This window comes from Afipia sp. GW822-FHT03D08 (genome assembly GCF_058801645.1).
Map to the genome: position 1 here is coordinate 1,726,549 of NZ_JBXANK010000001.1, position 19,011 is coordinate 1,745,559.

General features: G+C 63.1%; 15 protein-coding genes and 1 other RNA gene. 5 read left to right on the plus strand and 11 right to left on the minus strand.

Annotated elements, in window-relative coordinates; translation table 11 throughout:
- Nucleotides 1–10: 10 nt before the first annotated feature.
- From ftsW to rsmH, 8 genes are all read right to left on the minus strand, one after another.
- Entirely contained in the window at nucleotides 11–1,162 is a 1,152-nt protein-coding gene (ftsW, locus tag AC1RM7_RS08520; RefSeq protein ID WP_006021717.1) for a putative lipid II flippase FtsW, read from the minus strand.
- Nucleotides 1,163–1,459: 297 nt separating this feature from the next.
- Entirely contained in the window at nucleotides 1,460–2,857 is a 1,398-nt protein-coding gene (murD, locus tag AC1RM7_RS08525; protein WP_006021718.1) for a UDP-N-acetylmuramoyl-L-alanine--D-glutamate ligase, read from the minus strand.
- Nucleotides 2,858–2,861: 4 nt separating this feature from the next.
- Nucleotides 2,862–3,947, minus strand: a complete 1,086-nt coding sequence (gene mraY / locus AC1RM7_RS08530) for a phospho-N-acetylmuramoyl-pentapeptide-transferase (protein WP_006021719.1) — start codon at nucleotides 3,945–3,947, stop codon at nucleotides 2,862–2,864.
- Between the two features lie 10 nt (nucleotides 3,948–3,957).
- Nucleotides 3,958–5,394 (minus strand): UDP-N-acetylmuramoylalanyl-D-glutamyl-2,6-diaminopimelate--D-alanyl-D-alanine ligase, encoded by a 1,437-nt coding sequence (locus tag AC1RM7_RS08535; protein WP_024920363.1) that lies wholly within the window; start codon nucleotides 5,392–5,394, stop codon nucleotides 3,958–3,960.
- Nucleotides 5,391–6,839, minus strand: coding sequence for a UDP-N-acetylmuramoyl-L-alanyl-D-glutamate--2,6-diaminopimelate ligase (locus tag AC1RM7_RS08540; protein WP_024920364.1), 1,449 nt, complete (start codon nucleotides 6,837–6,839; stop codon nucleotides 5,391–5,393). The genes AC1RM7_RS08535 and AC1RM7_RS08540 overlap by 4 nt, the downstream gene beginning before the upstream one ends.
- A gap of 91 nt (nucleotides 6,840–6,930) precedes the next feature.
- Nucleotides 6,931–8,670, minus strand: coding sequence for a peptidoglycan D,D-transpeptidase FtsI family protein (locus AC1RM7_RS08545; protein ID WP_024920365.1), 1,740 nt, complete (start codon nucleotides 8,668–8,670; stop codon nucleotides 6,931–6,933).
- A complete protein-coding gene (gene ftsL / locus AC1RM7_RS08550; protein ID WP_024920366.1) occupies nucleotides 8,667–9,077 on the minus strand; it encodes a cell division protein FtsL in 411 nt (136 codons plus the stop codon). Before ftsL ends, AC1RM7_RS08545 begins: the two co-directional genes overlap by 4 nt.
- 1 nt (nucleotide 9,078) lies before the next feature.
- Nucleotides 9,079–10,263 (minus strand): 16S rRNA (cytosine(1402)-N(4))-methyltransferase RsmH, encoded by a 1,185-nt coding sequence (gene rsmH, locus AC1RM7_RS08555; protein WP_024920367.1) that lies wholly within the window; start codon nucleotides 10,261–10,263, stop codon nucleotides 9,079–9,081.
- 434 nt (nucleotides 10,264–10,697) lie between these two features.
- Here rsmH and AC1RM7_RS08560 point away from each other — a divergent pair, with 434 nt between their 5' ends.
- Entirely contained in the window at nucleotides 10,698–11,471 is a 774-nt protein-coding gene (locus AC1RM7_RS08560; protein WP_024920368.1) for an N-acetylmuramoyl-L-alanine amidase, read from the plus strand.
- Here AC1RM7_RS08560 and AC1RM7_RS08565 read toward each other — a convergent pair.
- Together AC1RM7_RS08565 and AC1RM7_RS08570 are read right to left on the minus strand one after the other, a co-directional pair.
- Nucleotides 11,468–12,709: an RNA polymerase sigma factor gene (locus AC1RM7_RS08565; RefSeq protein WP_024920369.1), complete on the minus strand. Its 1,242-nt coding sequence runs from the start codon at nucleotides 12,707–12,709 to the stop codon at nucleotides 11,468–11,470. The two genes, AC1RM7_RS08560 and AC1RM7_RS08565, sit on opposite strands and share 4 nt — an antisense overlap.
- Before the next feature lie 36 nt (nucleotides 12,710–12,745).
- On the minus strand, nucleotides 12,746–13,099 hold the full coding sequence (locus AC1RM7_RS08570) for a YciI family protein (protein ID WP_024920370.1): 354 nt from the start codon (nucleotides 13,097–13,099) through the stop codon (nucleotides 12,746–12,748).
- Nucleotides 13,100–13,250: 151 nt separating this feature from the next.
- On the opposite strand from AC1RM7_RS08570, the gene rnpB reads away from it, so the two are divergent.
- Both rnpB and AC1RM7_RS08580 read left to right on the plus strand, forming a co-directional pair.
- Nucleotides 13,251–13,668, plus strand: an RNA gene (gene rnpB, locus AC1RM7_RS08575) — RNase P RNA component class A.
- 182 nt (nucleotides 13,669–13,850) lie between these two features.
- Nucleotides 13,851–15,059 carry a GGDEF domain-containing protein gene (locus AC1RM7_RS08580; protein WP_024920371.1) on the plus strand — a complete coding sequence of 403 codons (1,209 nt, stop codon included), beginning with the start codon at nucleotides 13,851–13,853 and terminating at the stop codon, nucleotides 15,057–15,059.
- A 16-nt stretch (nucleotides 15,060–15,075) separates the two neighbouring features.
- Here the strand turns inward: AC1RM7_RS08580 and AC1RM7_RS08585 are convergent, their stop codons facing one another.
- Nucleotides 15,076–17,142, minus strand: coding sequence for a transcriptional regulator (locus tag AC1RM7_RS08585; protein WP_034459242.1), 2,067 nt, complete (start codon nucleotides 17,140–17,142; stop codon nucleotides 15,076–15,078).
- A gap of 97 nt (nucleotides 17,143–17,239) precedes the next feature.
- Between AC1RM7_RS08585 and AC1RM7_RS08590 the strand changes: the two genes are divergently transcribed.
- Together AC1RM7_RS08590 and AC1RM7_RS08595 are read left to right on the plus strand one after the other, a co-directional pair.
- Complete coding sequence (locus AC1RM7_RS08590; protein ID WP_024920373.1) at nucleotides 17,240–18,076, plus strand: class I SAM-dependent methyltransferase; 837 nt, start codon at nucleotides 17,240–17,242, stop codon at nucleotides 18,074–18,076.
- Between the two features lie 64 nt (nucleotides 18,077–18,140).
- Nucleotides 18,141–18,980: an alpha/beta fold hydrolase gene (locus AC1RM7_RS08595; protein WP_024920374.1), complete on the plus strand. Its 840-nt coding sequence runs from the start codon at nucleotides 18,141–18,143 to the stop codon at nucleotides 18,978–18,980.
- Nucleotides 18,981–19,011 lie beyond the last annotated feature (31 nt).

Below are 19,011 nucleotides of genomic sequence, written 5' to 3' on the forward strand. Positions count from 1 at the left end.
GACCGCCTCGTCAGGCGAAGCCGTGTGCGGCGTTGGCAGCGCCGATCGATTCCATTTCGACGCGCGGACGCTGCCGCGTCAGCGCGAGCAACATGCCGACGCCGTAGGCCAGCGAGATCATCGACGAGCCGCCATAGGAAATGAACGGCAGGGTCATGCCCTTGGCCGGCATCAGGTGCAGGTTCACCGCCATGTTGATCGACGCCTGGATACCGAACATGATCGCAAGGCCCGCAGCGGCAAAGCGCGCGAACATATCCTCACTGGCATAGGCCCGCGACAGCGCGCGGATCACGATGAAGGCGAACAGCGCCAGCAGCGCGAGGCACAGGATGATTCCGAATTCCTCGGCAGCGACTGCGAACACGAAGTCGGTATGGCTGTCCGGCAAGATGCGCTTCACTGTCCCCTCGCCCGGCCCCTGTCCGAACCAGCCGCCATGGGTGAAAGCTTCCATCGCGGTGTCGACCTGGAACGTGTCACCCGAAGCAGGGTCCATGAAGCGTTTGATGCGGCCTGCCACGTGCGGCACCATCATATAGGCGCCGAACAATCCGACCGCGCCCGCGCCCATCAGACCGAACACCCAGATCATCCGCATGCCGGCGATAAAGAACAGCGTGCCCCACACCATCAGGATCAGCATGGTCTGGCCGAAGTCCGGCTCCAGCACCAGCAGCGTGACTGTCATCAGCAGCAAGCCGAGCGCCATCGACGTCGCCGGCATTTCGGGCCGCTTGGCGGATTCGGCGAACAGCCACGCCACGAGAACGACAAAAGCTGGCTTCAGGGATTCCGAGGCCTGAATGTTGATGCCGAGAATGGTGATCCAGCGCTTGGCGCCCTTCACCTCCGGCCCGAACAGCAGTGTTGCCACGACCAGCAGGATGCTGACCGTAAACACAACCAGCGCGGTACGGCGCACCTGACGCGGCGACAGGAACGACACGCCGAGCATCACGATCAGCGACGGCACCAGAAACAGCACGTGCCGGTTGAAGAAGTGAAACGGATCGAGGCCGATGCGCGCCGCCACCGGCGGACTCGCGGCCAGCGACAAGATCACGCCGCCGAGCATGAGCGTGATGAAAGCGGCCACCAGCAGCCGGTCCACCGTCCACCACCATTCGCTCAAGGGTGTGCGTTGCTCGCGGGAGATCATGGGCCGTCCGCCATCCTGGTACCAGTGTCCTTTCGAATCCGAAGTTCGCCAGTCCTGCTGCACGTTCCGTAGCGAACTTCGGATTCGGAAGGACACTGAATAAATATGACTTCTCGTGTGGCCTTGGTTCGCCGGTCCGCAAATTGAGCTAGCTGCACAGCGATGCGGACCTGCGAACCGCCACACGAGCGGTTAACGGGGTATTACTCCCGCATCATGGTTTCCGGAGGGTTAAGGATGGGCAAATACGAGAAAAAATCTCGTCAAAGTGCAACGGGATAACGGAAGAGGCTCGCTTCAGGGAGGCGTCAGGCCGCCCGGCAGCGCGTTGGCGACTTCGCGGAAACGGTCGCCCCGCTTCTCGAAATTCGGAAACTGGTCGAAAGAGGCGCAGGCCGGGGACAGCAGGACAACCGGCTCTCCGACACCAGACGCTTGCGCATCGCGTGCAGCATGCGGCACCGCTTCCTCAAGGGTCTTGCTGATTTCGTGCGGCACATCGCCAAGCGTCGCCGCAAACTCCTGCGCCGCCTCGCCGATCAGATAGGCCTTGCGGATCCGCGGAAAGAATTCGCGCAAGGATTCGATGCCACCGGTCTTCGGCTTGCCGCCGGCAATCCAGAAAATGTCCCTGAACGACGACAATGCGCGCGCCGCGGCGTCGGCATTGGTGCCTTTGGAGTCGTTGACGAACAGCACATTGCCCTGGCGCCCGATCTGCTCCATGCGGTGCGCAAGGCCCGGAAAGCTGCGCAGTCCCTGCTGCAACATCTCGTGACTGACGCCGAGCGCCAGCACCGCGGCCGACGCACACGCCGCGTTCTGCGCGTTATGCAGTCCGCGCAGCGAACCGATCTCATTGATGCTCGCGATCCGCGACCGGGCTCCGCTATCGACGCGAACAATGGTGTCGCCTTCGAGGCAGATGCCGTCGGCCACCGGATGCTTCACCGACACGCGGACGACATTCCTGCCTGCCTGCGCGACGCGATCGGCAATCGCCGCGCACCAGTGATCGTCGACACCGACGATCGCGGTCCCGTTCCGCTGCACGCCCGCCACCAGCCGCTCCTTCACTGCGGCGTAATGTTCGATGCTGCCGTGACGGTCGATATGATCTTCGGTGACATTGAGCAGGATGCCAACGCTGGGATCGAGCGACGGCGTGAGGTCGATCTGGTATGATGACATCTCGATCACATGGACGCGGCCCTTGGCCGGCGGCTCCAGCGACAGGATCGCGGTGCCGATGTTACCGCCCATCTGGGTATCGTAACCGGCTTCGCGCATCAGATGCGCGACAAGCGCGGTGGTGGTGGACTTGCCGTTGGTTCCGGTGATGGCGACGAACGGCGCGTCGGGCGCATGACGTTTACGTTCGCGGCAAAACAGTTCGATGTCGCCGATCACCTCGACGCCCGCCTGCTTTGCAGCAAGTACCGTCCAGTGCGGCTGAGGATGGGTCAGCGGCACGCCCGGCGTCAGAACCAGCGCCGCGAAATTCGCCCAGGAGACCGTCCGCAGATCCGCGGTGATGAAACCGGCCCTCGCCGCTTCCGCAAGTTTCGCCGGCGTATCGTCGCTGGCGATCACTTCCGCGCCGCCCGCCTTCAACGCATGACAACTCGCAAGCCCCGATCCGCCGAGGCCAAACACGGCAACCGTCTTGCCCTTGAAGGAAGTGACAGGCGTCACGCGTTCACCGCAGCTTGAGCGTGGAGAGACCGGCCAGCGCCAGCATCACCGAAACGATCCAGAAGCGGATCACGATCTGCGGTTCGGTCCAGCCCTTTTGTTCGTAGTGATGATGGATCGGCGCCATACGGAAGAAACGCTTGCCGGTCAGCTTGAACGACGCCACCTGCACGATGACGGACAGCGCCTCGACCACGAACAGCCCGCCGATCACCGCCAGCACGATTTCATGCTTCGTGGCGACCGCGATCGCGCCGAGCATGCCGCCGAGCGCCAGCGACCCGGTGTCGCCCATGAAGATCGAGGCGGGCGGCGCATTGAACCAGAGAAAGCCGAGGCCCGCGCCAAGCACCGCGCCGCAGAGCACGGCGAGTTCGCCGGTGCCGGGGACGTAACGGATTTGCAGATACTCCGCGAACACCGCGTTGCCTACCAGATAGGCGATCATGCCGAAGCTCGCGGCCGCGATCATCACCGGCACGATCGCGAGACCATCGAGACCGTCGGTGAGGTTCACCGCGTTGCCGGCGCCGACGATGATGAACATGCCGAACATCACGTAGAACCAGCCAATATTGAGGAGGAATTCCTTGATGAAGGGAATCGATACAGCCGTGACGGACGCGTCGCGGCCGAACCAGACGATGCAGGTGCACGCGATCAGCGCGATCAGTCCTTCGACCGCGAGGCGCGAGCGCCCGGAGAATCCCTTGTCGGTCTGCTTGGAGACTTTCAGGTAGTCGTCGTAGAAACCGACAAAGCCGAAGCCGAGCGTGACCAGCAGCACGATCCAGACATACGCATTGCGCAGGTTGGCCCACAGCAGTGTCGAGACGATCAGTCCCGACAGGATCATCAGCCCGCCCATGGTGGGCGTGCCCTTCTTGGTCACCAGGTGCGTCGGCGGACCGTCTGCACGGATCGGCTGCCCCTTGCCCTGCGCCAGACGAAGCTGGTCGATAATCCAGGGCCCGAACATGAACACGAACAGCGCACCGGTGACCATCGCGCCGCCGGTGCGGAAGGTGATGTAACGGAACACATTGATGCCGGGGATGGTGCCGGCCAATTCAGTGAGCCAATAAAACATTCCAATTGCCTTAGTGTGTGGCGCCGTCGAGCGCGGCCTTTTCGGGAAAACGCTTCTGCAACGCAGTCACAATCAATTTCATACGAGAACCAAGCGAACCCTTGACCATAATCGCGTCGCCGGCGCCAACAGCGGCGACAACCTGCTGTTCGAGAGCAGCGGAATGATCGGCATAGCCGCCCTTCTTGGCGGAAGGAAGGGCCTCCCAGAGATTGAGCATCAGCGGACCACAGCAAAATACGGCATCGATATTATTCGCCTTGATGGCTTCGCTGAGACCGCGGTGCAGATCGGGGCCCGTCGCGCCGAGTTCCAGCATGTCGCCGAGCACCGCGATGCGCCGCCCGCGCGGACCGACACTGGCCTGGCCGAGCACGGTGATCGCTGCCTTCATCGAAGCCGGATTGGCGTTGTAGCTTTCATCGATCAGCGTGGCGGTACCTTCCGTGAGGGTCAGCACCTCGCGCACGCCGCGCCCCGCGGCGGGCTTGAGCTGCGCCAGCGCCAGCGCCGACAGCGCAAGGTCCGCACCTGCGAGGGACGCCGCGGCCAGCACCGCGAGCGAATTCATCGCCATATGCCGTCCCGGCATGCCGATCTTGTAAGTGATGTCCTGGCCAAGAATGCTGGCGTGCACCGCCGAGCATGCGGGATGCAGCGAGACGTCGATCAGCCGCGCATCGGCTTTTTCGTCACTGCCGAACGAGACGATACGTTCGATCTTCGCTGCGTTGGCGCTCTTGGTCAGGCGCGCGAACTGCGGGTTGTCGCGATTGAGCACAACGGCTCCGCCCGGCTCGACGCCCAAGAAGATTTCAGCCTTGGCGTCGGCAATCGCCTCGATGCCGGAAAAGAATTCCAGATGCACCGGCTCAACGGTGGTGATGATCGCCACATGCGGGCGCACCATCTTCACCAGCGGCTCGATCTCGCCGGCATGGTTCATGCCGATCTCGAAGATCGCAAACCTTGACGACGCCGGGCAACGCGCCAGCGTCAGCGGCACGCCCCAGTGATTGTTGAAGGACGCAACCGATGCATGGGTCTCGCCCTGCGCGCCGAGCACCGCGCGCAACGCTTCCTTGGTCGAGGTCTTGCCGACCGATCCGGTCACGGCGATGACTTTTCCGCCGAGCCTGGCCCGTGCCGCGCGGCCGAGGTCCACCAGCCCGGCGAGCACGTCCTCGACCACGAGCAACCGCGCATCCGCGGCGAACTTGTCCGCATGCGCCTTCGAGACCACGGCGAGCCCCGCGCCGTTCTTCAGCGCCGCCTCAACGAAGTCGTGCCCGTCGTGCACGTCGCCCTTGATGGCGAAGTAAGCCTCGCCCGGCGTCAGTGTGCGGCTGTCGATCGAGATGCCGGTGATCGCATCGGGCAACGCGCCGCGCGTCGAGGCCTGCATCGCCTTCGCCATCGCCGCGCTCGTCCACAAGGGCGCACTCATGCAGCATGCTCCGCCAATGCCGCCGCGGCGGCGTCGTGATCGCTGAACGGCAACACTTTATCTCCAACAATCTGTCCGGTCTCGTGACCCTTGCCCGCGATCAGCAGCGCATCGCCCTGTTGCAGGCCTGCGACGGCGGCGCGGATCGCCTCATTGCGGTCGGCGATATCCTTCGCGCCTTTCGCAGCCGCCATGATGGCGGCCCGGATCGAGGCGGGATTCTCCGATCGGGGATTATCATCGGTAATGATGACAGTATCTGCGTTCTCAGCGGCGATCGCCCCCATCAGCGGGCGCTTGCCGGCGTCGCGGTCGCCGCCCGCGCCGAACACCACCACGAGCTTGCGCTTTGTATAGGGGCGCAGTGCTTCGAGCGCTTTCGCCAGCGCATCGGGCTTGTGTGCGTAGTCGACAAATACCGGCGCGCCGTTGCGCTCGCCGACCAGTTCGAGGCGTCCCGGCGCTCCTTGAAGATGCTCAAGCGCCGCGAACACACGCTCCGCATCGCCGCCGGTGGCAATCACAAGTCCGGCCGCAACCAGCGCGTTCTCGATCTGGAATTCTCCGACCAGCGGCAGCCGCACCTGAGTGCGCTTGCCGTCATGCTCCAGCGTCAGCTTCTGCGCAAAGCCATCGACAGCCGCATCGACAAGCCTGATGCCTTCGCCTTTGCGTCCGACCGTGATGATTCGCAGCTTGCGGATGCGCGCGGCATCGATCACCGCCTGCGAATGTTCGTGATCGGCGGCGATGATCGCCGCGCCGCCATCGACGATCAGATCCGTGAAAAGCCGCAGCTTCGCTGCGAGATAGTGCTCGACAGTCGGATGATAATCCATGTGGTCACGCGACAGATTGGTGAATCCACCCGCGCTGACGCGCACCCCGTCGAGGCGGTGCTGGTCGAGACCATGCGACGACGCCTCGAACGCCAGATGGGTCACGCCCTCGCCCGCGATCTCGTCGAGTGACCGATGCAGCGCGATCGGATCGGGCGTGGTCAGCGAGCCGTAGACAGTGCGCTTCGGCGACACGAGACCAATGGTCCCGATGCTCGCGGCTGCATAACCGAGACGCTGCCAGATCTGCCGGGTGAACACCGCTACCGAAGTCTTGCCGCTGGTGCCGGTGACGGCGGCGATGGTCGCGGGCTGACGGGGATAGAATTTTGCCGCGGCGAGCGCCAGCGCGCGTCGCGGATTCGGCACGGCAATAAATGCAACGCGACCGTCGCTCTCCGGAACACGGTCGCTGACGACAGCGACAGCGCCGGACGCAATCGCCTGATCGATAAAGCGCGCACCGTCGGTCCTGGTCCCCGCCAGCGCGAAGAAAACATCGCCCGGCTTCACCACGCGGCTGTCCACGGCAATCCCCGCGACCGCAACATCGGCATGCTGCGCGCCGACCACGGCATCCCCGCTGAAAAGATCGCGTAACTTCATCTCACCCCGGATTTGGAATCATAGCGTATTCTAACCGCAGAACCGGCGCCCGCGCTGCGGGATACGCACGTCCACAAAACTCCGTGAGCGGTTACCGGCTTTCCTTCGATGCCGCAAGAATAAGGCGGTCGGACGGCGGTAAATCGAACCGCGGCACCATCCCGAGCAGCGGGGCGATTCGCTCGATGACCTTGCCGCCGGTCGGGACCGTGTTCCAGCCCGAGGTGATAAAGCCGTGGGTTTCGGGCAGCGGCTGCGGCTCGTCCAGCATGATCAGCAGCTGATATTGCGGATTGTCCGCCGGCATGATGGCCGTGAACGAATTCAGCACCTGCTTCTTGGAATAGCGGCCGTTGACGACCTTTTCCGAGGTGCCTGTCTTGCCGCCGACATAATAACCTTTGACGTCGGCCTTGCGCGCCGTGCCCCGCTCCGCATTCAGCCGCATCATGTAGCGCATGCTGGCGCTGGTCTCCGGCTTCACGACCTGCTTGGCGAGTTGCATCGCATCCTCGCGTGATCGCTTCAGGAATGTCGGCGGGATCAGATAGCCGCCATTGACCAGCGCGTTGATGCCCATCACGGCCTGCAACGGCGCCACGGCCATGCCGTGTCCGAACGCGATGGTGATGGTGTTCAACTCGCCCCAGCGTTTCGGCACCAGCGGCTCTGCGCTTTCGGGCAGTTCGGTGCGAAGCCGCGAGAGCTGTCCCAGTTTGCGCAGGAACGCCTTGTGCGCCTCAACGCCCATCGACAGCGCGACACGCGCCGCGCCGACGTTGGAGGATTCGGTGAAGACCTCCCACATGGGGACAGCACGCCCCAGATTGTGGGTGTCATGAATCTTGAACTTGCCGTAGGTCAGCGGCGCACGCGCATCGTAGAGCGTGTTGACGGTGGCGCGGCCGGAATCCAGCGCCATCGCAAGCGTAAGCGACTTGAACGTCGAGCCCATCTCGAACACGCCGGTGGTCAGGCGGTTGATGCGGGTCGGGTCGTTGGCTTCGCGCGGATTGTTGGGATCGTAATCCGGCACCGAGACCATTGCGATGATCTCACCGGTATTGACGTTCGAAACCAGACCAGCGGCCGCCTTCGCCTTGAACTTGTCCTTGGCCTTGAGCAGTTCATCGCGCAGCGCATGTTCGACGCGCAGATCGACTGCGAGCCGCACGGGCTCCTGTTGCCGGTCCGTGGCGAAGCCGGCCCGATGCAGGTCGGCCAGACCGTTGGTGTCCAGCCACTTCTCGATGCCGGCAATGCCCTGGTTGTCGATGTTCACATGGCCGATCAGATGCGACACCACGGGGCCGCTTGGATACACCCGCTTGTTCTCGCGCAGGAACCCGACGCCGGGCAGACCCAGACGATAGATTTCCTTCTGCTGCGTTGGCGTAATTTCGCGCTTCAGCCAGACAAACCCCTTCTTCGACGAAAGACGATCCCGCACTTCGCCCGCGTCGAGATCCGGCAGCGTTCCGGTGAGAAGCTCGATCGCCTCGTCCTTATCGATAATGCGGCGGGGCTCGCCGAACAGCGACGGCGTCTTGACGTCGGTGGCGAGGATCGTCCCGTTGCGATCAAGGATATCGGGCCGCGCCGTGGCGACGGCATCCTGCGAGGCCGTGCGCCGCGTGCCGTGACCATCGCCGCCGATCGCGAACATGACGAGGCGGCCGGCAATGATAGCGTAAACCGCAGCGAAAGCGATGATCGCAAGGCCGACGCGCGCACGCGCCTTGGCCGAGCGGTCCACGTTCTTTCCGTAAAGCAGCGTGCGGATCAGCCGTTGCCGCCAGGGTTCCGGAGGCCGTGTGATTTGCTCGGTCACTGCGCGCCCTCCGGTTTGGGTATCGAGCCGGTGAGCGATTCATCTTCCGACGCGGCTTTGGCAAGCGCTTCCAGATCGACGCTTTCGATCATGGTCCCGATCGGATCGGGATCGCCCGGCCTCACGAAGCTCGGCGGACGCGGCGGCAGGTTCTTCAGCGAGTCATATTGTGTGGCTTCGATCGAACGCAGCGACAGGTGACGCGAGGCCAGTTCCTGCAAACGTTTCGGCGATTCCAGTTTGGCCCACTCTGCCTTGAGGGCGGCGATGGAATCGCGCTCCTTGCGGATGTCCGCACGCAGCCGGAGAACGCTTTCGGTCCGCACCGTCGATTCCATCTTGATGCGGTAGACGTAGGCCGCGCCGAAGATCAGTGCGCAGATGACAAAGAGGTGGACAAACCGCATGTCAGCCTCCCCTCATCACGTCGGCAAGCTGCGGCCAGTCGAATGATGCGGTCTCCGATTGCGCAGGCGCACCGGTGCGCGCAGCGGCGCGCAGCTTCGCGGAGCGCGCGCGCGGATTGTCCGCGACTTCCTCATCGTCCGCCACGATCGGGCGCTTGGTGAGGATTTCAAAGCTCGGCAACGCCTGATCGATTTCGGGCAGATGCCGCGAACCGCCGCCGCGCTTGCCACGCTCGTTAAGAAAATTCTTGACGATGCGGTCTTCGAGCGAATGGAACGACACCACGGCCAGCCTGCCGCCCGGCTTCAGCATCTGCTCCGCCGCCACCAGCGCCGCGTGAAGTTCATCCAGTTCCTCGTTGACGAAGATGCGCAGCGCCTGGAACGTCCGCGTCGCGGGATGAATTTCATTCGGCTTGGAGCGCACCACGCGCGAGACAATGTCAGCCAGCGCGCGTGTCGTTGTAATCGGCGCTTCCTTCCGCGCCGCGACGATGGCGCGCGCAACCGCGCGGGAATGCCGCTCTTCGCCGAAGATATAAATGATATTGGCGAGGTCGGTTTCGGACGCCTTCGCGACCACATCGGCGGCGGTCGGCCCGTCCTGGCCCATCCGCATGTCGAGCGGGCCGTTGAGGCGGAACGAGAAGCCGCGCTCGGACTGATCGAGTTGCATCGACGAGACGCCGACATCCATGACGACGCCATCGACGGCCGTAATGCCCTGCGCCGCGCAGACGTCCGCCAGATTGGAAAAACGATCCTCGACCAGCGTCAGCCGCCCGCCCGAGGAGTCCACGAGATCGAAGCCGCCGGCAATTGCGGTGCGGTCGCGATCGATGCCGATCACGCGGGTGCCGGGAACTTTCAGGATTGCGCGGCTGTAGCCGCCCGCTCCGAACGTTCCGTCCACGTAAATGCCGCCGTCGCGGGGCGCGAGCGCCTCGACCGCTTCGCGGCCGAGAACCGGAACATGACGTACGGGTGCATCGTCGGGCGACATTTCAAACGCCTGCCGGTGAAAGACGGCCGCATGCCGGCCGGAATATCCGGTGCGGTCCGCAAGATCGCGGCCGAACAGCCCCAGATTGGCCCTTTCCGGCATCCAGATCGACCTGAACGCGGAAGCGCTGGCGATGACGCGCCTTAAATTCGAGGTTCCGCATGGGATTTTCTGGCCAGCCATCGAGCTTTTCGCAGGGCTTTTTGCGCATTTAAGGACCACAGCCGCACCGTTCCGGCGCGACTCTCCACCCTTCATTGGCGGCAGTTATCGTTAAGGAATGGTTGACGCGGAGGATTGCCTTTAAAGAAGGTGTCTTCCGCGGCGCCGGCGAGCAACCCGGCCATGCGCAATGTTCTGGGGGCAAGAACCGGCCATGGAACCCGCGCCGATTGCACCGGAAAAGCATTGCCGTATGACGGGTGGAGTGGATTTGACATTCGCGGCCCAGCGGGCGGCGAGTCCGCGAAGCGAATGTCAGAATCGGACCACTAGCCTGCTACCGCCCTTCTCTCGCCCAGTTTCGAGTCCCTGTATGCCGCGAGGATCGTTTGAGTCTGCTGGATTTGGATCGAAGCGTCAGCGTCCCGATTACTTTCCTGGGGGAACCTGCTGACATGCTGAACTTCGTGCCCGATTCATCCGTCGTGTCGACCGTCACGCCATCGCCGAACTTCGGCGACCGCAAGGGCGTGCTGGCGCCGAACATGATCGTGCTGCACTACACCGGGATGGCCGATGCCGCGAGTGCGATCGTGCGGCTGTGTACGACTGGTACCGAAGTCTCCGCACATTATGTCGTGCTCGAGGACGGCAACATCGTCCAGTGCGTGCGCGAGTCCAATCGCGCCTGGCATGCTGGCGCATCGTCGTGGGGCAACGAGACCGATATCAACTCGCTTTCGATCGGCATCGAGATCGTCAATCAGGGCCACGATCTCGGCTACACCGATTTTCCATTGCGGCAGATCGCGGCGGTGATCGCGCTGTGCAAGGGCATCATGATCCGCCGCGATATTCCGAAGCATCGCATCCTCGGACATTCGGATGTCGCGCCGGGCCGCAAGAAAGATCCCGGCGAGAAGTTTCCGTGGCGGTTGCTGGCGGATTCCGGCGTCGGCCTCTGGGTCGAACCTGCGCCGATCGTGCGCGGCGTGCAGACCATGCTCGGACAATCCGGCGACGATGTACTCGCCCTGCAAAAGCTGCTGGCGAGCTTCGGTTACGGCGTTCCGCTGAACGGACTCTATGACGCGGCCACCATGGACGTGGTCGCCGCCTTCCAGCGGCACTTCCGTCCGGAGCGGATCGACGGCATCGCCGACACATCGACATTGACGACATTGAACGATCTGCTCGCGCTGATGCCGAAAGAAGCGCTCGTGAGCTAGTCCAGTTCCGCGAGACGGCGCAGATAGAGACGCCGCAGCGGTTCAAGGCTGGTGGATTCGAGCGCCTGCGTGTAGGCGGCGCGCGCTTCATCGCTGCATTCCAGCCGCCGTAACAGGTCCGCACGAACAGCAGGCAACAGACCATAGCCGTCGAGTTCGCCGCGCGCGGCAAGAGCATCGACCAGCGCCAGCGCCTTGGCCGGTCCATCGACCATCGAGATGGCGGCGGCGTGGTTGAGTGCGACGACCGGCGACGGCGCAATCCGGACCAGCACCTCATAGAGTCCCGCAATCTGCGGCCAGTCCGTTTCCGCAAAACTTGGCGCACGCGCATGCAGCGCTGCGATCGCCGCCTGCACCGCGTAGGAATTGGGGCGGCCCGGCTCCGACAGCGCCTGTTCGACAAGCGCCAGTCCCTCGGAGATCTGGACGCGATCCCATAGCGTGCGGTCCTGATGCTCCAGCAGTACGATGTCACCCTCCGCTGTCTCGCGGCTGGTGCGCCGTGCATCGTGCAGCAGCATCAGCGCAAGCAGGCCGCGAACCCCGCTTCGCCCCGGCATCAATACATCGAGCAAGCGGCACAGCCGGATCGCTTCGCGTGCAAGGTCCGACCGCATCAGCGCCTCACCGGCGGTCGCGGCATAACCTTCGTTGAAAACGAGATAGACCACCGCAAGCACACCGTGCAGCCGCGCATTCAGCGCATCGTGCTGCGGCACTTCATAGGGAATTCCGGCGAGGCGAATTTTCTGCTTGGCGCGGGTCAGACGCTGCGCCATTGCGTCCTCGCTGGTCAGAAAAGCACGCGCAACCTGCCCCGTCGTCAGGCCGCAGATCGTCCGGAGAGTCAGCGCGACCTGGGTTTCGATGGCAAATGATGGATGACAGCAGGTGAAGATCAGCCGCAGCGCGTCGTCGTCAACCGCGTCCGCCGAACCATCGCCGTCCACCACGTTTGTGCCAAGCAGTTCTACCTCACGGGCGATCTGGCCTTCCTTCGCGCGAAACGCGGTCTCGCGGCGGATACGATCGACGGCCTTGTTGCGGCCGGTGCTGATCAACCATGCGCGCGGATTTGACGGCACGCCGTTCTCCGCCCAGCGTTCCAACGCTGCGGCAAAAGCTTCCTGCAACACATCCTCGGCAAGATCGAAACTTCCGACGAGGCGGATCAGCGTCGCAAGCGCGCGACCCGCCTCATTGCGGAATATGCCTTCGATGTCAGCGATCGTCATCGCCTTGCCCATCAGGACGTGGACCGCGGCATTCTGCTAGTTGTTGTACATGTAGATGGGCCGGACTTCGATCGAACCGACCCGGGCGCCCGGAATTCGGGCTGCAATCGCCAGCGCTGCATCGATATCCTTCGCGTCGACGATGTAGTATCCGCCGAGCTGCTCGTGGGTTTCCGCAAACGGGCCATCGGTGGTCAGGGTCTTGCCGTCGCGCACGCGCACTGTGGTCGCCATCGACGTCGGGTGAAGCCGGTCACCGCCCTTGAAGTTCCCGCTTTGGATAATGGATTGCGTGAACGCGCCATATTCGTCGGTCATTGCCTTGGCTTCAGCCTCGCTCCGTTTGGCTTCATCTGCTTCGCTTCGATAGATCAGCAACAAATACTGCATGTGGGTCACTCCGTTTGACCGGCGCGGTTCGCCGTAACCCTAGACGAACGGGGCGAGGCCCGAACGACATCTTCAGCATAAATTATTTGAGAGGCCCGCCGCACCGCATTTGACTTGACGCGACTGCCGGGAACGCTCATGTCCTCATCTGTCAGTCGGCTGGACGGCCGCTCCGGCAAGGATCGAAAGGTCGCCGGGGAGGAAAGTCCGGGCTCCATCGACATACGGTGCCGGATAACACCCGGCGGGGGCGACCCCAGGGAAAGTGCCACAGAGAACGAACCGCCTTCACTCCGTGAAGGTAAGGGTGAAAAGGTGCGGTAAGAGCGCACCGCGTTTCTAGCAATAGAGACGGCATGGCAAACCCCACCGGGAGCAAAACCGAATAGGGACGGCACAGTGGAAAGTTCGCTCTCGGGCGATAACTCCGCGGGGCGATGTCAGGCCCGCTGTCCGGGTAGGTTGCTTGAGGCGCAAGGTAACTTGCGTCCCAGAGGAATGGCCGTCACGTCTGCGTGGTGCGAACCACTCAGGCCCTACAGAACCCGGCTTACAGGCCGGCTGATACCGGTCGCATGATCCGAAAAAGATCATGCGCAAGAATGAGGGGTTCGGCGGAATACGCCGGACCCCTCGCCAGTTTTGGGCCGCAGTTCCAAATCATTAAAATTGAAACAATCCCCAAGCCCTTCGTTTTACTCGCCGTCTGTAGCATCGCCCCACATGATCGAGGCGGACTGACGAGCAGACGATGCAATTTCGATCCCTCCAATGGCTTGCGGCGGAACGGCTTTCCGATGGTGTCTATGCCGAACTGATCGACGAGCTGTTTGCCGCCGCGCCCTCGGTCGTCGTGGTCGCCATCAGCCAGGGCGTGATCGGCTCGGCCATCTCCCTGCACACCGGCGACCTGACTGTTCTCGGACTGACCATTGCCATCGTCCTGATCTCGATCGAGCGCATTGTCATGATGCGCCGCTATCGTCATGCGGCATCCGGTAAACCGCTCTCCCGTGCTGACGTCACGCTCTGGGAGCGACGTTACGTCAGCCGCAGTATCGCCAGCGCCCTTGTCATCAGCGCGATTGGCGTGCGCTGTTTCATGCTCGCCGATCCGACGATCCACATGCTGGCCGTCGGGATGCTGTCGACATATTGCGCAGGAACATTGATGCGGGTCGCACACCGGCCACGGCTTGCGATTGTCAATCTTCTCATTATCAGCATACCCACCCCTGTCGCCGGCATCATCCATGGCGGGCCGATCTACCTGAGCCTCGCGCTGATGACCGGCATTCTCCTGGTTGGCGCGTTCGACGTCATCCGGCACAGCTACAACACCACCGTCAGCCAGATTACCCTGAAACGGCAGTTCGCGGGGCTTGCACGGCAGGACGCGCTGACCGGCTTGTCCAACCGGCTTGAACTGAACGAGCGGCTTGAACTTGCAATCGGCGATGCACAGCGCAACGGCTGCGGCCTTGCCGTTCACAGCCTCGACCTCGACCGCTTCAAGGCGGCGAACGATCTTTACGGCCATCCCGCAGGCGACGCGATCCTCAAGCAGGTCGCACAGCGATTGTCACGCCTCACGCGCGCCAGCGACATTCTGGTTCGGCTCGGCGGCGATGAATTCGTGCTGGTGCAGACCGGCGTCGCCGAGCGTGAACAAGCCACCGGACTGGCCTCCCGCATCGTCGAGGACATCGGCAGCTATTACAGCGTCAACGGCTACACCATCGAGATCGGCACCAGCGTCGGCATTGCGCTGCTGACGGACGACGCGCTCGCACCGGACGAATTGCTCGCCCGCGCCGATCAGGCGCTCTATCAGGCCAAACGAACGAGAAGCGGCTACGCCGTTTACACGGTGGCGCCGCACCTTGTTCCTTCGTTGAACGACGGCGACGATTTTCAAGACCACAACGCGATCAGCCGCAAAACGGTCAACCTGCGTTAGTCATTCGGCGCCCGGATCAGCCGATGCGCCGTGCCCCTTGCCGGAACAACTCGGCGCTCTCCGGTGCGAACTGCATGGCGGTCAGAAAATCATCGACACGATATCCGGGAAGTCGTTTGCGGATCGCAGCCATTTGAGCACGCGCCTCTTCAAGGCGGCCTGCCAGCGCCAGACAATAAGCAGCTATCGCCAGAATATGCGCGTGGGCATTGGGACGGGCGGCCGCCTTGAGGCCCCACTCCGCAGCCTCATCAAACTGCTTGAGCCTCACCAGCGCCATCGCGCGGGCGCCGAGCATGCCGAACAGCAGTGGATCGAACGGGCTCAGGTGACGCGAATGGTCGGAGAACCGCACGGCAGCCCGCGGATCGCCTCCCTGCGAATGAACGAACGCGAGCGTGTAGTGGCCGAGCGCGAAATTCGGACTGAGGTCGATCGCCTGCTCCAGTTCGACGAGCGACTGATCCTGATGGCCGCGCAGCCACAGGGCCCGGCCCATCGCCCAGTGCGCGCCGGGATCGCGGTCGTCGGCCATCAGGCTTTGACCGGCGGCATCGAAGGCACGCTCAACCTCCGGCTCGCGCCTGGTCCATCCCTGAAATGCGTTCTGGAAATGGGTGAAGGACAGACCGCCATACGCCCGCGAAAAGGTGGGATCGAGATGTACCGCCGTCTGGAAAAACTGTTGCGCGCGCTCGTTATCGGCCTTGTTGAACCGATACATGTGCCACAGGCCGCGGTGATAGGCCTCCCAGGCATCCAGCGAGCTGGGCGGCTTCAGCATTGCGCGGTTTCGCTCGATCATCTCGATTTCGTTCGCGATGGACGCAACGATCCTGTCGCCGATTTCGCCGAGCACAAGAAATGCATCGTCTGATTTCTGATCGAAGACCTCCGCCCACACCACCCGGGCGGAGCGGGTCTCGGCGAGTTCGACGGTTACCGTAAGGCGGTCGCCCCGACGTTGCAGCGATCCGCTGACAACATAATCCACATTGAGCATGCGGCCGGCTTCCTCCGGCCCCACATGCCGCTCGCTCAGGGCGAAGACTGTGCCCTGCGCAATGACAAAGAGACTTCGCAGCTTTGCGAGTCTCGTAATGAGGTCATGAGCGAGACCGCCCGCAGGCCCGCCCGGGGCTATCGAGGCCTCGGCGGTCCGTTCGACAAACGGCATGACGGCGATGGAGGCTCGGCGAGGTGACGTGATGACACTCTCGGCAGGCGTGATGATGCTGTCAGTCCCGGTCGGCGCGATGATCGACAGATCAGCCGCATGAACCTGAGGCTTCGGCGATCCGTCCGCATGGGCCCGAGCTGCCCGCCACGCCTCCCGGATCGGCGCGGAATCGAGACCGTCGGCATCGAACAGCCGCGCCGTCGCCGACAGATGATCTTCACCCTCACGAATCCGGCCGTGCCGGGCAAACGCGTTGAGGAGATTTTCATGAACGCGCAGATCGAACGGCGCGAGCTCCAGCCATTTCTCCAGATATCCGAACACCTCAACGCCAGCTTCGCTTCCGGCGAGCCGTTCAAGCAACGCCGCGTGGCGGCTGCGAAACTGGCGGCGCTGCGCGGTGAGCCACGTGTTGAAAGCAGGGTTGCGATCGATCTCGAAGCCTTCGAGAAATTCTCCGTGACACAACGACGACAGCGCGCGCAGCCGCTCAGGCGGCAGCGCGTCCAGTCCCTCTTGTGTCGCCTGCGCGATCTCGACCGCGTCAACGAAACAATCCGTCAGATCGAACGCGACAGTATCTCCATCGGTCACAACGCGCGGCCGATCCGGCTCATCAACGACACTTCGCAGCTTGCTGAGACACCAGCGAAGCTCGCCGCGCGGATCGCTCGGAACGTCCCACAGCAATTCGCAAAGCTGGCTTCGCGGCACAGCATGCGGAGCCAGGGCCAGATAGGCGAGAAGCGCGCGCACCTTGCGCGACGCCGGCAACTTCAGCGCAGCGCCGTTTCGGGAAATCGTCAGGGCGCCAAGCAATTGCACCTGCAGCGACAAATCACCGCGGCCGGCGCGACCCGATTCCACGTGCTTTTCCACGCCGGCTACCACGCTCGTCTCCATGTGCGGCCGCTACGGTGTGTCAAGGAAATGGCTCAGATGGCCGGATCCAATGCTTGCCCCGCTCGCGGGGCTATCCCAGGACAATCGGAGAAGAACCATGCTGACTTCCGTCGATACCGCTAGCAAGGCACCCATCGACTTTACGGCGGTCAAGGCCCGCCAGCAAGGAGCCTGGTCGTCCGGCGATTACGCCGTCGTCGGCACTACACTACAGATCGTCGGCGAGCAGTTGTGTGAAGCGCTCGACATACGCGCAGGGCAAACCGTGCTGGATGTCGCAGCCGGCAACGGCAACGTGTCTCTCGCTGCCGCGCGCCGCTGGTGCGATGTCACTTCGACCGACTATGTGGGCGCGCTGCTCGAACGCGCCCGGGAGCGTGCGGCTGCCGACCGGCTCAATCTCACGATCCGCGAAGCCGATGCGGAAGCGCTGCCGTTTCCCGATGACAACTTCGACGTGGTGGTCTCGACCTTTGGAGTGATGTTCACTCCGAACCATGACCTCGCCGCGAGCGAACTGGTTCGCGTCTGCAAGCCGGGCGGCAAAATCGGCCTCGCGAACTGGACGCCCGACGGCTTCATCGGCCAGTTGTTCAAGACCATCGGCAAGCACGTTCCCCCGCCTGCGGGTGTCAAGTCCCCCGCCCTGTGGGGCACGCGGGAGCGAATCCAGGAGATGTTCGAGCCCGACGCCTCATCCATTGTCACTGCGCAGCGGAATTTCGTCTTCCGCTATCGCTCGCAGGATCACTGGCTGGACGTCTTCAGGACATACTACGGGCCGGTGCTCAAGGCATTTGCGGCGCTCGACGCCACGGCGCAATCGGCGCTGGAACGCGACATCAGAGCGCTCATTACCCAGTTCAACCGCTCCGGCGACCGCACCGTGGTTGTGCCGAGCGAATATCTCGAGATCGTCATCAACAAGCGCTGAATGCGGACGGGCTGCGTCTCGATTGCCGCAGCCCGTTTCAGCTAACCGATGTCAGGACAAGCAGATGATCGCCGAACCATTCATTGACGCGTTCGACTATGACGAGACCGGCGACGGCCCGAGCATCGTGTTCGTGCCCGGCTCGTGCAGCACCGGCGCCGCCTGGCGGCCGGTGATCTCCGCGTTGAACGGCCGTTTTCGGTGCATAACCACCAGCCTGCTCGGTTATGGCGGAACCAAGGAGCGCCGCACCGCACGCAATCCTTCGATCGCTCACGAGGCCGAACTTATTGAGGCCGTCATCCGGCGAGCGGGCGGCCCTGTCCACCTGGTTGGTCATTCGTTTGGCGGCCTTGCTTCGCTCGCCGTCGCACTGCGCGCCAGGGTGCCGTTACAAAGCCTGACGATCATGGAAGCTCCGGCGGTCAACATCCTGCGGGAAATTGGCGAGTACCGGCACTACCGCACGTTCCGGGAAATGTCCGATGCCTATTTCGCAGCCTTCCGCGGCGGAGACAAAGAAGCAATTTCATCGATGATCGACTTCTACGGCGGCAACGGCACCTTCGCGTCATGGCCGTCCCGTGGCCGCGCCTATGCAATGGAGACGACACACGTCAACATTCTCGATTGGGCGAGCGCTTATGCCTTCGAGCTGTTCCCGCCGGTGCTTGCCGGTATCGATATTCCCGTCATGGTCGTGCGGGGTGCAGAAAGTCACCCGGCCGTGAAACGCGCCAACGAACTGTTGAGCATCTACATCAAGGGCGCATCGCTCGTGACGACCGAGGGCGCTGCGCACTTCATGATCCTGACCCATCCCGAAGACACTGCCCGCGCGATCGCCGATCACATCACCCGCGTTGAAAAGCGTTGCGTGTTCGACGGCTGCGCCGCGGGGTGACGAAGCCGGAACCTTTCGATTCCGGCTTCGC

Bases quoted from the DNA above. Each gene is read 5' to 3' on its own strand.
- ftsW (WP_006021717.1), bottom strand. From the start codon at position 1,162: ATGATCTCCCGCGAGCAACGCACACCCTTGAGCGAATGGTGGTGGACG.
- mraY (WP_006021719.1), bottom strand. From the start codon at position 3,947: ATGTTTTATTGGCTCACTGAATTGGCCGGCACCATCCCCGGCATCAAT.
- AC1RM7_RS08535 (WP_024920363.1), bottom strand. From the start codon at position 5,394: ATGAGTGCGCCCTTGTGGACGAGCGCGGCGATGGCGAAGGCGATGCAG.
- AC1RM7_RS08540 (WP_024920364.1), bottom strand. From the start codon at position 6,839: ATGAAGTTACGCGATCTTTTCAGCGGGGATGCCGTGGTCGGCGCGCAG.
- ftsL (WP_024920366.1), bottom strand. From the start codon at position 9,077: ATGCGGTTTGTCCACCTCTTTGTCATCTGCGCACTGATCTTCGGCGCG.
- rsmH (WP_024920367.1), bottom strand. From the start codon at position 10,263: ATGGCTGGCCAGAAAATCCCATGCGGAACCTCGAATTTAAGGCGCGTC.
- AC1RM7_RS08560 (WP_024920368.1), top strand. From the start codon at position 10,698: ATGCTGAACTTCGTGCCCGATTCATCCGTCGTGTCGACCGTCACGCCA.
- AC1RM7_RS08565 (WP_024920369.1), bottom strand. From the start codon at position 12,709: ATGACGATCGCTGACATCGAAGGCATATTCCGCAATGAGGCGGGTCGC.
- AC1RM7_RS08570 (WP_024920370.1), bottom strand. From the start codon at position 13,099: ATGCAGTATTTGTTGCTGATCTATCGAAGCGAAGCAGATGAAGCCAAA.
- AC1RM7_RS08580 (WP_024920371.1), top strand. From the start codon at position 13,851: ATGCAATTTCGATCCCTCCAATGGCTTGCGGCGGAACGGCTTTCCGAT.
- AC1RM7_RS08585 (WP_034459242.1), bottom strand. From the start codon at position 17,142: ATGGAGACGAGCGTGGTAGCCGGCGTGGAAAAGCACGTGGAATCGGGT.
- AC1RM7_RS08590 (WP_024920373.1), top strand. From the start codon at position 17,240: ATGCTGACTTCCGTCGATACCGCTAGCAAGGCACCCATCGACTTTACG.
- AC1RM7_RS08595 (WP_024920374.1), top strand. From the start codon at position 18,141: ATGATCGCCGAACCATTCATTGACGCGTTCGACTATGACGAGACCGGC.